The 12,979-nt window shown below is 65.5% G+C and carries 9 protein-coding genes; 5 read left to right on the forward strand and 4 right to left on the reverse strand.

Features of this window, described 5'->3' with window-relative positions:
- The first annotated feature begins 356 nt into the window (after positions 1-356).
- Positions 357-2,702, forward strand: a complete 2,346-nt coding sequence (locus tag NCR39_RS10000; RefSeq protein WP_250452025.1) for an FG-GAP-like repeat-containing protein — start codon at positions 357-359, stop codon at positions 2,700-2,702.
- A gap of 43 nt (positions 2,703-2,745) precedes the next feature.
- On the opposite strand, the gene NCR39_RS10005 is transcribed toward NCR39_RS10000, so the two are convergent.
- The 3 genes from NCR39_RS10005 to NCR39_RS10015 all read right to left on the reverse strand — a co-directional run bounded on the left by NCR39_RS10005 (position 2,746) and on the right by NCR39_RS10015 (position 5,684).
- Positions 2,746-3,822: a glycosyltransferase family 4 protein gene (locus tag NCR39_RS10005; RefSeq protein ID WP_250452026.1), complete on the reverse strand. Its 1,077-nt coding sequence runs from the start codon at positions 3,820-3,822 to the stop codon at positions 2,746-2,748.
- A 385-nt stretch (positions 3,823-4,207) separates the two neighbouring features.
- Entirely contained in the window at positions 4,208-4,477 is a 270-nt protein-coding gene (locus NCR39_RS10010) for a hypothetical protein (RefSeq protein WP_250452027.1), read from the reverse strand.
- A 136-nt stretch (positions 4,478-4,613) separates the two neighbouring features.
- Positions 4,614-5,684: a substrate-binding domain-containing protein gene (locus NCR39_RS10015; protein WP_250452053.1), complete on the reverse strand. Its 1,071-nt coding sequence runs from the start codon at positions 5,682-5,684 to the stop codon at positions 4,614-4,616.
- Between the two features lie 126 nt (positions 5,685-5,810).
- Between NCR39_RS10015 and NCR39_RS10020 the strand changes: the two genes are divergently transcribed.
- From NCR39_RS10020 to NCR39_RS10035, 4 genes are read left to right on the forward strand one after another with little or no spacing between them, the layout of a single operon-like run.
- Complete coding sequence (locus tag NCR39_RS10020) at positions 5,811-6,293, forward strand: NAD(P)H-dependent oxidoreductase subunit E (RefSeq protein WP_250452028.1); 483 nt, start codon at positions 5,811-5,813, stop codon at positions 6,291-6,293.
- Positions 6,290-7,846, forward strand: coding sequence for a formate dehydrogenase beta subunit (locus tag NCR39_RS10025; RefSeq protein WP_250452029.1), 1,557 nt, complete (start codon positions 6,290-6,292; stop codon positions 7,844-7,846). The genes NCR39_RS10020 and NCR39_RS10025 overlap by 4 nt, the downstream gene beginning before the upstream one ends.
- A gap of 18 nt (positions 7,847-7,864) precedes the next feature.
- Entirely contained in the window at positions 7,865-10,792 is a 2,928-nt protein-coding gene (gene fdhF, locus NCR39_RS10030) for a formate dehydrogenase subunit alpha (protein ID WP_250452030.1), read from the forward strand.
- 3 nt (positions 10,793-10,795) lie between these two features.
- Entirely contained in the window at positions 10,796-11,041 is a 246-nt protein-coding gene (locus NCR39_RS10035; protein ID WP_250452031.1) for a formate dehydrogenase subunit delta, read from the forward strand.
- Positions 11,042-11,059: 18 nt separating this feature from the next.
- Here the strand turns inward: NCR39_RS10035 and NCR39_RS10040 are convergent, their stop codons facing one another.
- On the reverse strand, positions 11,060-12,793 hold the full coding sequence (locus NCR39_RS10040) for an FAD-dependent monooxygenase (protein WP_250452032.1): 1,734 nt from the start codon (positions 12,791-12,793) through the stop codon (positions 11,060-11,062).
- Between the last annotated feature and the right edge of the window lie 186 nt (positions 12,794-12,979).

The following is a 12,979-nucleotide window of genomic DNA, read 5'->3' on the forward strand; positions in this document are numbered from 1 at the left end:
CTTACTCAGATATGTCCGATGCTCGCGCGTCCAGTTTTTGCCTATCCTTCTTATGTCCTTTGATCGCCGGGACACCACCGGCGTCCGAAGGGCCATTCCAAGTACTTGCGCCTCGCCTTCGGGCGAGGCTTTTTTTCGCGCATTGCCCAGTGCGCGACCCGCGCCGGTCTCGCATCCTTTATACGTGTACGCTCGGCCACCGACCCGGCCGGACGAAACGCGCAATCTTCTGCTTTATCGTTCGAATTCACTCGCGCGATCGCGCGAACGGGGAAAGCATGCGCAGAAGCAGACCTGGCACATGGGCGAAAACGACTTGCCTTTCGCTGGCGTGGGCCTGGTGCGTCTGCGTCGCCATGCTCCTTCCGGTTCACGCCCAAGCCGCCACCGCGTCGGCGACGTCGGCGGATTGCCGCGCCGGCACGCTCGTGACCGTAGTCGCGCATCTCGACGACGACCTCCTCTTCGTCAATCCCGGCATCAGCGACAAGCTCGACGCCGGCTGGTGCATCACCACGGTCCATCTCGTCGGCGGCGCGAACGGCGCGAAGTTCGACTACGTGCTGCTGCGCGAAACCGGCACGAAGCTCGCCTATGCGCGCATGGCCGGCGTGGCCGACCGATGGCAGGAATCGACGATCATGTTCGCCGGGAAGCCTGTGCATCAGCTCGTCCTGTCGCAGCAACCGCGCGTGAAGCTGCTCGAATTGCGCCTGCCCGGCGGCGGCGTGCGCGGCGGCAAGGTTCCACTCGGCCTGCTATGGGACCGCGGCCAGACGCTCACGACTTACCCGATGAACGCCGACGGCACCGCGCCGACGACCTACGACCGCGCATCGCTCATTGCGACCGTGCGCGCGATTCTCGCCGACGCCACCGACATCTACACGCTGAATCCCGACACCGTCGCGTTCATGGAGCATCCGGACCACATCTACGCGGCGCGCATCACGCGCGTGGCGGCGCAGGGCCTCCCGCGCAATCTGCCGATCGGCTATCACGTGACCTACCCGACCGGCGGCTTGCCGAAGAATCTCGACGCCGCCGAAACGCTTCGCAAGCGCGATGTCGTCGGCAGCTATTTCTCCGTCGATGGCAACGACGCCGGCCACGTCTTCGGCGAATACATGTGGGACGGCAACTGGGTCGCGCGCCGCTACTGGCGCGCCGGCCACACGAACGACGCCGGCCCCGACTTCCAGTTGCGCCCGTTCCAGCTCGTCAACGAATACTCCAGCCGATGCCTCGCGTCCGGCGGCACGGGCAACGCGCCGCGCCTCGACGCATGTTCGGGCGATGCATCGCAGAACTGGTTCTGGAAGCAATTGCCCGCGACGCCGGGCGAAAAGAACGACGCGCTGCTCATGAACGCATCGACGCACGCGTGCATCGCGGAGCGCGATTCCGGCTTGATCGAAACAGCGTGCGACGCGAAGAGCGCATCGCAACGATGGACGCCGTGGGACTTCGGCTTCGTCTACACGCCGCTCAACCATTGCCTCGGCGAGAAGAACGGCGCGCTCACCGCCGGCCGATGCTCGCTTCTGACGGCCGAATACCGATGGTCGCCGTCGCCGGAAACGGTGTGGACCGACACCCGTCAGGAAGGCGCGCTCTATGGCGACGTGCGCGGCGCGGGCCGCGACAGCACCGTGTATGTCCAGCGTCGGAAGGACGGCCCCGGCTTCAACGTCTGGGTGGCGGAGATGTCGCGCATGGATCAGGCGGACCCGTGGTATCTGAACGCGGTCCCGTTCGATCCCCAAGCGACCGCGCCCACGTGCCAGGCCGACACGCTCTGCTTCGACAGCGCGCGCTTTCTGCTCGCCGATTTCGACGGCGACGGCCGCGCCGATCTGATGGTCGTCACGCCGCGCAACGGCGGCACCGCGTTCTGGCTCTTGCGAAGCGCGGGCACGCACTTCGAAGCGCCGCGCCTGTGGCTGCAGACGAGCGACGCGTGGACGCCGGACATCGCGCAGCAATACGTCGCGGGCGATTTCAACGGCGACGGCCGCGCCGATGTCGTCATCGCGCAGAAGCGCAAGGACGCGGGCCTCGATCTATGGATGCTGGGTTCGGCGGGACTCGTCGGCAACGCGCCCGCGCTGTGGCTCGAAGCGCCCGCGCTCGACGCAGGCGCGCGCTTCCTGCCGGCGCGCGTGGCGGGCTCGCCGCGCGCGGGGCTCATCGCGATGGAGAACGTGAACGGCGCGCTCGCGCTTTCGCAGCTCGCGAGCACCGGAAGCGCGTTCGCCGCGAGCTATCGCACCAACGTGTATCCGCAGTTGCGCGCGGCTTCGGTGAAGGTCGCGGCGGGCGATATCGACGGCGACGGCATCGACGATCTCGCGGTGCTCCAACCGCGCGGCGATTCCGCGAGCACGCGCGTCTTCACGATCAAGGGCGGCAAGGTCTTCGGCCCCGCGCATGAGGCGGCGACGCTGCGCGACACGTCCTACGCCGATTCGCTCCCCGCGCTCATCCGCCGCGACGAGCACGACAACCACGCCACGCTGATGCTGTTCAAGCGCGCGAATGCCCTGCTCAAGGAGTTCTATTACACGGGAGGCGCGCCGAGCTTGTCGGGCTACGACATCGACACGTCGTTCCGGCTCGGGCCGGTGCAGATCTGGGGCGAGTTGCCGGGACTGTTCTCGGAATCGCTCTGGCTCAAGACGCTGGCTTACTGGCCGCGCTAACAGCAAAACGCACAACGCCGCCCGACGAAGGCGGCGTTTTCGCTCAACTCAATCCGACGCGCACGTTCAGCACATCGCGCGCGATCGCGAGATAGCGATCCGCCGTGCTCTGCAACGTCAGGCCGTGCAGCGGACGCGTGGCGCGCGGCTGCGTCAGCGCCTGAAGCATCGCGCGGCCGTAGGCGTCGATATCGTTCGTATCGAGCAGTTGCACGCCGGAAAAGCCGCCCGCGAATGAAAACGACGCGATCGCGTTCCCGACCACCGGAATGCCCGACGCCAGCGCCTCCAGAAAGCCGATGCTGTGCGCCTCGAAGCTCGACGGCATCGCGAAGACGGCCGATGCACGCAGAATCTGCGCGACGTTCTTTTGCGGCCCCTCGATGGTCACGCGGTCGTTCAGGCCCAGTTGCGCGACGCGCTCGACCACTGCCGCGTGATACGCCAGGTTCTCGATCACGCCGCACAGCAAGAGCCGCGCATCGGGATCGGCGCGCGCGACGTGCGCGAACGCTTCCACCGTCTGCAACTGGTTCTTCTCGGGAATGTAGCGGCCCACCTGCACGATCTGCTTGTACGCCGCGGCCACGCGCGGGCCGGCATCGTCGGCGAAGCGCGAGACGTCGACGCCGTTCGGCACGACGATCATCGACGGATGAAGCCCGATCTCCTTCACGTATTCGTCGATATTCTTCTGCGACACGCCGATCACCGCCTTCGCGCGATTCGACAAGAGCCGCTCGGCGCGCATGAGCGCGGCGTTCGCGAAGTCGTTCGCGCCGGAATGCATGACCCAGATGATCGGCACGCGCGTCGGCAAGGCGCGCACGTAGAGCGCGGGAATCGTCGCGTGCGCGAAGATGATGTCGGGCCGGAACGTGCGGATCGCGCGATGAAGAAACAGCAGGCGGCCGAGCTTGCTCGGCGTCTTGTCCGGAAAGAGACACGACACGCCCTGCGCGCGCAGCTCCGTGCTGATGTGCGCGAAGTCGTCGTGCTGCGGCATCAGCGAGGCGATGGAAACGTCGTGACCGGCGCGCTGGTGTCCGATCGCGACACCCTTCGCGAGTACTTCCGCCCCCGACAGGCGAGGCGCCAGTATGACCTGGAGAATACGCATGTGTGCAGTCCCTCGGATGGTCCGAAGTGCGCCCGAAGCCGCGCACCATGCCCCGGGCATCGCGGTTTCGTGCATCGCCCGTGCGCGGTATCCGCGTCTTTTCGGGCAAGCCAGCGCACTCGTGTTTTTCTGATTTTCGAATGGGAGAACAACGGCCGTGCGCACCGCGACACTCGCGATGACACGCCCGGTTTAAGGTACTGCCGACGGCGCACCGGACATCCGCCATCTCATAGTACATTTCGGTCCGCGCCCCGTTCATTGCGGGCGCAATGCGGCAACGCGCACACGCTGCGTGCGAACGGTTACAAAAGGAACGGGCGGGGAAGCGAAAAGAAGAAGCCGACGACGGCGCGCATTGCACGCGCCGCGATTCGTTCAGGCCTTAGTTGCTGCCGTCTTTCGGGCACTTCAGATTGCAGCCGTTGGGGTCGCCGTTGTCGGCGCGGCGGCGCATGGCGGACGTGCCATGCTGATACTTGTCCGACGGCGCGGACGCCGCGAACGGCATCTGCGGATGCTCGTTGATGCGGAACTGGTCCTGCAGGACGCCGCCGGGAATACCCGGCGAATTCTGCGCGAAGGCGACGGGCGCGAGGTAGATGGCGCCGGCGACGAGCGACGCCGACAAGGAAGCGAGCAACGAGAATTTCATGGCGGTATCGCGCGGCAACGCGCGTCAGAACGGAGTGGAACCTAGCGGCAAGGCGTTAGGTTAACCCAATTCGCGCCGGCGAGCCGCATTCGCCGCCCGTCTTCCTCTTACGATTCGTTTCGACGCTCGTTCGCGTTCATCCGCGCAAGCCCTCGTCGATATCGAGCAGCGTGCCGCATCGCTCGGGATCGTAGCCTTCGAGATGCGCGACGCTGCGATTGAACGCCTCGCTGCGCAGCACGCCGAGCACGGTCGAGAGCCGCGCTTCGTCGAGCCGCGCGCGCTCGCACGCGAAGAAATAATCCTCGTCGATGATCGGAATGAAATCGAGCCCGAAATGCTGCGCCGCGGGCTGCACGCCGAAGCCGAGATCGGCCATGCCGCTCGCGACGAACGCCGCGATCGCCGAATGCGTGAGTTCCGTGGACGCATAGCCGTTGATCTGGTCCGGATCCACGCCGACGCCGCGCAGCGCCAGATCCAGCAGCATGCGCGTGCCGGAGCCGGGCTGACGGTTCACGAAGCGCACGTCGTCGCGCGCGAGATCGCGCAAACCGGCGACGCCCTTCGGATTGCCCTTCGCGAGAAAGAGGCCCTGCGTGCGTCGCGTGAGGCGAATCAGCTGATGCTTGTTCGCATCGAGATACGGACGATAGATTTCGGCGCACGTCGAGCGGAATTCGCCGAGCGGCAAATGGAAGCCGGCCAGTTCGCACTCGCTTCGCGCGAGCGCCCTCACCGCCTCCGCGCTCTCGCGATACTTGATGTCCACCGGCACGCGCCGCTCGCCGAGCGCGCGCACGAGCGTCGCGACCGCGTAGCCGTGCGATGCGTGTATCCGCACTTCCGATACTTCGCCCGCCAGCCGTCGATTCAGCTCGGCGGCGACGTCGCTGGCCACGGCCTGCAACGGCGCTTCGAGCCGGTCGCCGCACATGCGTTGCGCGCGCAGCACCGATTCGCCCAACTCCGACAGCACCGACCCGCGCCCTCGCGATTTCGTGATCAGCGCGCCGCCCAGCCGCGCCTCGATCTCGCGCAACAGGCCCCACGCGTGGCGATAGGACAAACCCCTAGCCGCCGCTGCATTCGCGATGCTGCCCGTCTGCGCGACAAGCTGCAAAAGCGGCACAACCGCGCTCAGACTGGTTTCCCGGCCATCGGCGTCCCGCAAGATGAGTTCGGCACGACATGCGATGTCGACCATATGCATTGTCCCTTCCTATTGCCAAGATATATCACGACGCCTATTGTTCATCCACAGGCTCGGCGCCCCCGATTATATGATCGAAATATGCATCTATAAAACATATGCCGAGCATGGAGGAGCCCCATGACACAACCGCTATCCGCCGCCGCCGCAGATGAACTCGTGCGTCGCCATGCCGTGCAAGGCGCGACGCTGATGACCATCCTGCATGCCATCCAGGACGAAACCGGCTTCGTGCCGCCCGAAGTCGTCGAGCCGCTCGCGCGGGCCTTGACGCTGTCGCGCGCCGAAGTCCACGGCACGATCACTTATTACCATCACTTCCGCTCGGCGCCGCCCGCGCGCGTCACCGTGCAGTTGTGCCGCGCGGAAGCGTGCCGCAGCATGGGGACGGAAGCGCTGAAGGATCACATCGAAGGTCATACGGGCTGCCGTTTCGATAGCGGACACGCCGAGGATACCGAACTCGAATCGGTGTATTGCCTCGGCCAGTGCGCGCTCTCGCCTTCGATGACGATCAACGGCGAGATTCACGCGAAGGTGACGCCGCAGAAGTTCGATCGCCTGTATGACGCGGCCAAGGATAAAAGCGAGGTGACGGCATGACGCGCATCTATGTCCCCTGCGATTCCGCCGCGCTCGCACTCGGCGCCGACCGCATCGCGAAGGCGATCGCCGACGAAGCGCAACGACGCGGCGTCGACGTGCAGATCGTGCGCAACGGATCGCGCGGGCTCTTCTATCTGGAGCCGCTCGTCGAAGTGGAAACGGCGCAAGGGCGCATCGGCTATTCGAACGTCGACGAAGACGAGATTGCCGCGCTCTTCGATGCGGGCTTTCACGAAGGCAAGGACCACGCGAAGAACGTCGGCGTCGTCGACGAGATTCCGTACCTCAAGAACCAGCAGCGTTTGACGTTCGCGCGCATCGGCATCACGGACCCGCTTTCGATCGACGATTACACCGCGCTCGGCGGATTGCAGGGCTTGCGCAACGTGCTCGACATGAACGGCGACGCCGTCTGCGAGGCGCTCGTCGATTCGGGCCTGCGCGGACGCGGCGGCGCGGCGTTTCCGGCGGGCATCAAGTGGAAGACCGTGCGCGCGGCGCTCAGCGATCAGAAGTACATCGTCTGCAACGCGGACGAAGGCGATTCCGGCACGTTCTCCGACCGCCTCGTGATGGAAAGCGATCCGTACATGCTGATCGAAGGCATGATCATCGCGGGCGTGTCGACGGGCGCGACGAAAGGCTACATCTACGTTCGAAGCGAGTATCCGCACTCCATCGCGACGCTCAATCGCGCGATCGACAAAGCGCGCGACGCGGGATGGCTCGGCGCGAGCGTGCTCGGCACGTCGCATGCGTTCGATCTGTTCGTCGCGAAAGGCGCGGGCGCGTATGTGTGCGGCGAGGAAACGGCGCTGCTCGAATCGCTCGAAGGCAAGCGCGGCATCGTGCGCGCCAAGCCGCCGGTGCCCGCGCTCGTCGGCCTGTACGGCAAGCCGACCGTCATCAACAACGTGATCACGCTCGCGACCGTGCCGATCATCTTCGCGAAGGGCGCGGCGTTCTATCGCGATTACGGCATGGGCCGTTCGCGCGGCACGCTGCCCTTCCAGCTCGCGGGCAACGTGAAGCAAGGCGGCCTCGTCGAACTCGCGTTCGGCGTGACGTTGCGCGAACTCGTCTACGAATACGGCGGCGGCACGGCGAGCGGACGTCCGGCGCGCGCGGTGCAAGTGGGCGGACCGCTCGGCACGTATCTGCCCGACAGCCAGTGGGACATTCCGCTCGATTACGAAGCGTATGCGAAGGTCGGCGCGGTGGTCGGCCACGGCGGCCTCGTGATTCACGACGACACATCGAATCTCGCCGAACTCGCGCAATACGCGATGCATTTCTGCGCGATCGAATCGTGCGGCAAGTGCACGCCGTGCCGCATCGGATCGACGCGCGGCGAGGAAGTCATCGCGAAGATTCGCGACGGCGATACGTCGGTGAAGCAGATCACGCTTTTGCGCGAACTGTGCGACACGATGGTTGCCGGTTCCCTTTGCGCGATGGGCGGCATGACGCCGTTCCCGGTGCTGTCCGCGCTCGATCATTTCCCCGAAGACTTCGGCCTGCCGCGTACGCCGGCGCAGAAAGCGGCATAAAAGAACGGAGACACAGACATGTCCAACACCATCAATGGCTGCGGCTCCGGCAATTGCGCGTGCAAGAGCGCGGCATCCGTGCAGCGGCGCGATCCCTTCGACGATACCGACTACGGCACGCCGCTGCGTCACGCGGATATCGACGTCACGCTCGAAATCGACGGTCAGGCGGTGACCGTGCCCGCGGGCACGTCCGTGATGCGCGCGGCGATCGAAGCCGGCGTCAACGTGCCGAAGCTCTGCGCCACCGATTCGCTCGAACCGTGGGGCTCGTGCCGTTTGTGCCTCGTCGAGATCGAAGGCAAGCGCGGCTATCCGGCGTCGTGCACCACGCCCGTCGAAGCCGGCATGAAAGTGCGCACGCAAAGCGACAAGCTGCAATCGCTGCGCCGCAACGTGATGGAGCTTTATATCTCCGATCACCCGCTCGATTGCCTCACCTGCCCCGCCAACGGCGACTGCGAACTGCAGGACATGGCGGGCGTCGTCGGCTTGCGCGAAGTGCGTTACGGCTACGAAGGCGCGAACCATCTGAAGGACAAGAAGGACGAGTCGAATCCGTACTTCACCTACGATCCGTCGAAGTGCATCGTGTGCAACCGATGCGTGCGCGCATGCGAGGAAACGCAGGGCACGTTCGCGTTGACCATCGCGGGGCGCGGCTTCGAATCGCGCGTGGCGGCCAGCGAAAACGTGCCGTTCATGGAATCGGAATGCGTGTCGTGCGGCGCGTGCGTCGCCGCGTGCCCGACCGCGACGCTGCAGGAAAAGAGCGTCATCATGCTCGGCCAGCCTGAGCATTCGGTCGTGACGACGTGCGCGTATTGCGGCGTCGGCTGCTCGCTGAAGGCGGAGATGAAGGGCAGCACCGTCGTGCGCATGGTGCCGAACAAGAACGGCCAGGCGAACGAAGGCCACGCGTGCGTGAAGGGCCGCTTCGCGTGGGGCTATGCGACGCACAAGGATCGCATCACGAAGCCGATGATCCGCGCGAAGATCACCGATCCGTGGCGCGAAGTCTCGTGGGACGAAGCGATCAACTACGCGGCGAGCGAATTCCGCCGCATTCAGGACAAGTACGGGCGCGATTCGATCGGCGGCATTACGTCGTCGCGCTGCACGAACGAGGAAACGTATCTCGTGCAGAAGCTCGTGCGCGCCGCGTTCGGCAACAACAACGTGGACACGTGCGCGCGCGTCTGTCATTCGCCGACCGGCTACGGTCTCAAGACCACGCTCGGCGAATCGGCGGGCACGCAGACGTTCGCGTCGGTCGAGGAGGCGGACGTGATCGTCGTGATCGGCGCGAATCCGACCGACGGCCACCCGGTCTTCGCCTCGCGTCTGAAGCGCCGCGTGCGTGAAGGCGCGACGCTGATCGTGATCGATCCGCGCCGCATCGATATCGTCGATACGCCGCACGTGAAGGCATCGCATCATCTGGCGCTGCGCCCGGGCACGAACGTCGCGATGGTCAATGCGCTCGCGCACGTGATCGTCACCGAGGGCCTCGTCGACGAGGCATTCGTCGCCGAGCGATGCGAGCCGCGCGCGTTCCAGCAATGGCGCGACTTCGTATCGCTGGAAGAGAATTCGCCCGAAGCGATGGAAACGATCACCGGCGTGCCCGCGCAGAAGGTGCGCGAAGCCGCGCGCATCTACGCGACGGGCGGCAACGCCGCGATCTACTACGGCCTCGGCGTCACCGAACACGCGCAAGGCTCGACGACGGTCATGGGCATCGCGAACCTCGCGATGGCGACGGCGAACGTCGGGCGCGAAGGCGTCGGCGTGAATCCGCTGCGCGGCCAGAACAACGTGCAGGGCTCGTGCGACATGGGCTCGTTCCCGCACGAGTTGCCGGGGTATCGCCATATCGGCGACGGCGCCACGCGCGCGCTCTTCGAAGAAGCGTGGGACGTGAAGCTGCAGCCGGAGCCGGGCCTGCGCATTCCGAACATGTTCGATGCCGCGCTTCACGGCACGTTCATGGGCCTGTATTGCCAGGGCGAGGACATCGTTCAGTCGGACCCGAACACGCAGCATGTGGGCGCGGCGCTGTCGTCGATGGAATGCATCGTCGTGCAGGACATCTTCCTGAACGAAACCGCGAAGTACGCGCACGTGCTGTTGCCCGGCTCGACCTTCCTCGAAAAGGACGGCACGTTCACCAACGCGGAGCGCCGCATTTCGCGCGTGCGCAAGGTGATGCCGCCGCTCGCCGGCCTCTCCGACTGGGAAGCGACGATCAAGCTCGCCCGCGCGCTAGGCTACGAGATGAAGTACGCGAATCCGTCGGAAATCATGGACGAGATCGCGCGCCTCACGCCGACTTTCCACGGCGTTTCGTACGAGAAGCTCGACGAACTCGGCAGCATTCAGTGGCCGTGCAACGAGAAGGCGCCCGACGGCACGCCGACGATGCACATCGACGAATTCGTGCGCGGCAAGGGACGCTTCGTCATCACGAAGTTCATCGCGACGCCGGAGAAGGTCACGCGCAAGTATCCGCTGCTCCTGACGACGGGGCGCATTCTCTCGCAATACAACGTGGGCGCGCAGACGCGGCGCACGGAGAATTCGCGCTGGCACGACGAGGACCGGCTAGAGATTCATCCGGTCGACGCGGAAGATCGCGGCATCAAGGCGGGCGACTGGGTCGGCATCGAATCGCGCGCGGGGCAGACCGTGCTGCGCGCGAAGATCACCGAGCGCATGCAGCCGGGCGTCGTCTATACGACGTTCCACTTCCCCGAATCGGGCGCGAACGTCATCACGACGGATTCCTCCGACTGGGCGACGAACTGTCCCGAGTACAAGGTCACGGCGGTGCAGGTGTTGCCGGTGGAACAGCCGTCGCAATGGCAGAAGGATTATTCGCGCTTCAACACGCAGCAGCTCGAACTGCTCAACATGCGCGACGTCGCGACCACTTCGGGGAAATGACACATGGACGTCGATAACCTGATCGACATGGCGAACCGCATCGGCCAGTTCTTCGATTCGATGCCGGACCGCGAGGAAGCCGTCGATAGCGTGGCGGATCACATCCGCCGCTTCTGGGAGCCGCGCATGCGGCTCGCCATTCTCGCGGCGCTCGACGACGAAGCCGCGAGCGCCACGATGGAGCCGATCCTGCGTGAAGCGCTCACGCTGCATCGCGCGGATCTGCAGCCGAAGACGGTTGCGGCCTGAAGCGGGTATCCGAACGCCTCAGTCTTCGGGATACTCGCTCACGGTGCGCTGCGGCGCGCTCGGCCGCTCCTGGCCGAACCATATTTCGCAGTGGCGCAGCAGCGCGTGCACGTCGGACGGCGCGCGCCCTCGCGCGGCGATGTAGCCGTCCGGCCGCACGAGATAGAACGCGGGGCGCGTGCGGCCGTAGTTGTCCGTGAGCGATTGCGCGCCGTCGCCGCTCGTATCGGTGATGCGCCAGACGCGCACCGCGTTCGGCAGGATCGCTTCGATGGATTGCGCGAGGCCGTCGAGATCGGGATCGCGCATGGCGTGCGCCACGGTGATCGTCGCGGGCGCGAGCGCGATGTCGTCCCCGCCCGCCGGATTCATGAGCAGGAAGAGCGAAAAGCAGCCGGGATCGTGCAGGTCGTAGAGACAGCCGACGCCCGGCAGACGGCCGAGCGGACCGTCGATCACATGCACGCGCGCATCGGGCGCACGTTCGCCCGCGCGCGGGCCGCCGTCGAGCAGACGTTCGAGCGTGAGCGGGCTCTTGCGATAGTTGATCGACAGTTCGCTCACCGTGCGCCGCATCGCGTCGCGCATGGGGCCGATCGCGGCGAGCGCGGGCATCACGTGTTCGCGCAGCAGCTTCATCGGACCGTGCTCGGCTTCGGCCATCTGCGTGAGGATGCTGGTCTGGCGCAGCACGTCGCGCTCTATCGGATGCCGCTCGGCGTGATACGTATCGATCAGCCGTTCGGACGCGCCGCCCGCGAGCATCCGCGCGATCTTCCAGCCGAGATTGAACGCTTCCTGAATGCCGGTGTTCATGCCTTGCGCGCCGGCGGGACTGTGGACGTGCGCGGCATCGCCCGCGAGGAAGACGCGATCGACGCGCAGTCGGTCGACCATGCGGCTGTTCACATGAAATGTCGATGACCACGTGAGATCCGACAGCATCACGCGATGATGCACGCGCCGTTCGACGAGCGCGCGGCATTCGTCGAGCGTAGGGCCGGGCTTGCGTTCGTCGGCTTTCGTGGCGACGGCGGCGGCGGGCAGATCGGCGATGAGTCGCGCGCGGCCGTCGCCCATTGGGAAGAGCGCGGCGAGTCCTTCGCCGGACGCGAAGATATGGAACTCGTCGTCGGGCCAGTCGGAATCGGCTTGCAGGTCGGCGAGCAGGAACGTTTGATCGAAGGTCTTGCCGTCGAAGCCGATGTCGAGCCGGTGCCGGACGGAGCTGTGAGCGCCGTCGGCGGCGATCATGTACGAGGGGCGAAGCGTTTCGTCGCGTCCGTTCGGGTGGCGCAGCGTGGCTTGCACGCCGGCTGAGCCTTGCGTGAAGTCGGCGAGTTCGATGCCGCGTTCGACGTGCACGCCTGCCTCGTGCAGATGTTCGGCCATGAGGCGTTCGGTTTCCGATTGCGGCAGAAAGAGCAGATAGGGATAGCGGGTTTGCAGCGGATCGAAGTCGAGCCGTGCGAGGCGCTGGCCGTTGGAATACAGATTGGCGACGCGCGCGCGGTGTCCGAGTTCGAGAAAGGGTTTGACGATGCGATGCTGCTCGAAAAGTTCGAGCGTGCGTGCCTGAATGCCGATGGCGCGCGAGTAAGGCGATGGCTGGCGCGCTTTGTCGATGAGACGCACGGGGATGTGCGCGCGCGTGAGGCTCATCGCGGCGGCGAGCCCCGTTGGACCGGCGCCGACGATCAGGACCGGCGCAACGTCGAGTGTTTCGTTCGGGTTCAGCTTGTGCGCGAACATGCTCGGAGTTTGCTCCTGGTTTTGCTTACCCTGCCGGGTAGTGTACGCCCCGTTGCTCCTGGGCGTTTTTCATCGCTTGCTTGCGTTTGTACGCGTCGGTCTATTAGCTCGCCCCTCCCCGGGGCGGGGGTCACTTTCTTTGCTGCTGCAAAGAAAGTAACCAAAGAAAGCAGCTTTTTCGCCCGT

It is taken from the genome of Caballeronia sp. ATUFL_M2_KS44 (assembly GCF_023630965.1).
Classification (GTDB): Bacteria; Pseudomonadota; Gammaproteobacteria; order Burkholderiales; family Burkholderiaceae; genus Caballeronia; species Caballeronia concitans.

Coding starts and splice junctions, on each gene's coding strand:
- NCR39_RS10000 (WP_250452025.1), top strand. CDS start 357: ATGCTCCTTCCGGTTCACGCCCAAGCCGCCACCGCGTCGGCGACGTCG.
- NCR39_RS10005 (WP_250452026.1), bottom strand. CDS start 3,822: ATGCGTATTCTCCAGGTCATACTGGCGCCTCGCCTGTCGGGGGCGGAA.
- NCR39_RS10010 (WP_250452027.1), bottom strand. CDS start 4,477: ATGAAATTCTCGTTGCTCGCTTCCTTGTCGGCGTCGCTCGTCGCCGGC.
- NCR39_RS10015 (WP_250452053.1), bottom strand. CDS start 5,684: ATGGTCGACATCGCATGTCGTGCCGAACTCATCTTGCGGGACGCCGAT.
- NCR39_RS10020 (WP_250452028.1), top strand. CDS start 5,811: ATGACACAACCGCTATCCGCCGCCGCCGCAGATGAACTCGTGCGTCGC.
- NCR39_RS10025 (WP_250452029.1), top strand. CDS start 6,290: ATGACGCGCATCTATGTCCCCTGCGATTCCGCCGCGCTCGCACTCGGC.
- fdhF (WP_250452030.1), top strand. CDS start 7,865: ATGTCCAACACCATCAATGGCTGCGGCTCCGGCAATTGCGCGTGCAAG.
- NCR39_RS10035 (WP_250452031.1), top strand. CDS start 10,796: ATGGACGTCGATAACCTGATCGACATGGCGAACCGCATCGGCCAGTTC.
- NCR39_RS10040 (WP_250452032.1), bottom strand. CDS start 12,793: ATGTTCGCGCACAAGCTGAACCCGAACGAAACACTCGACGTTGCGCCG.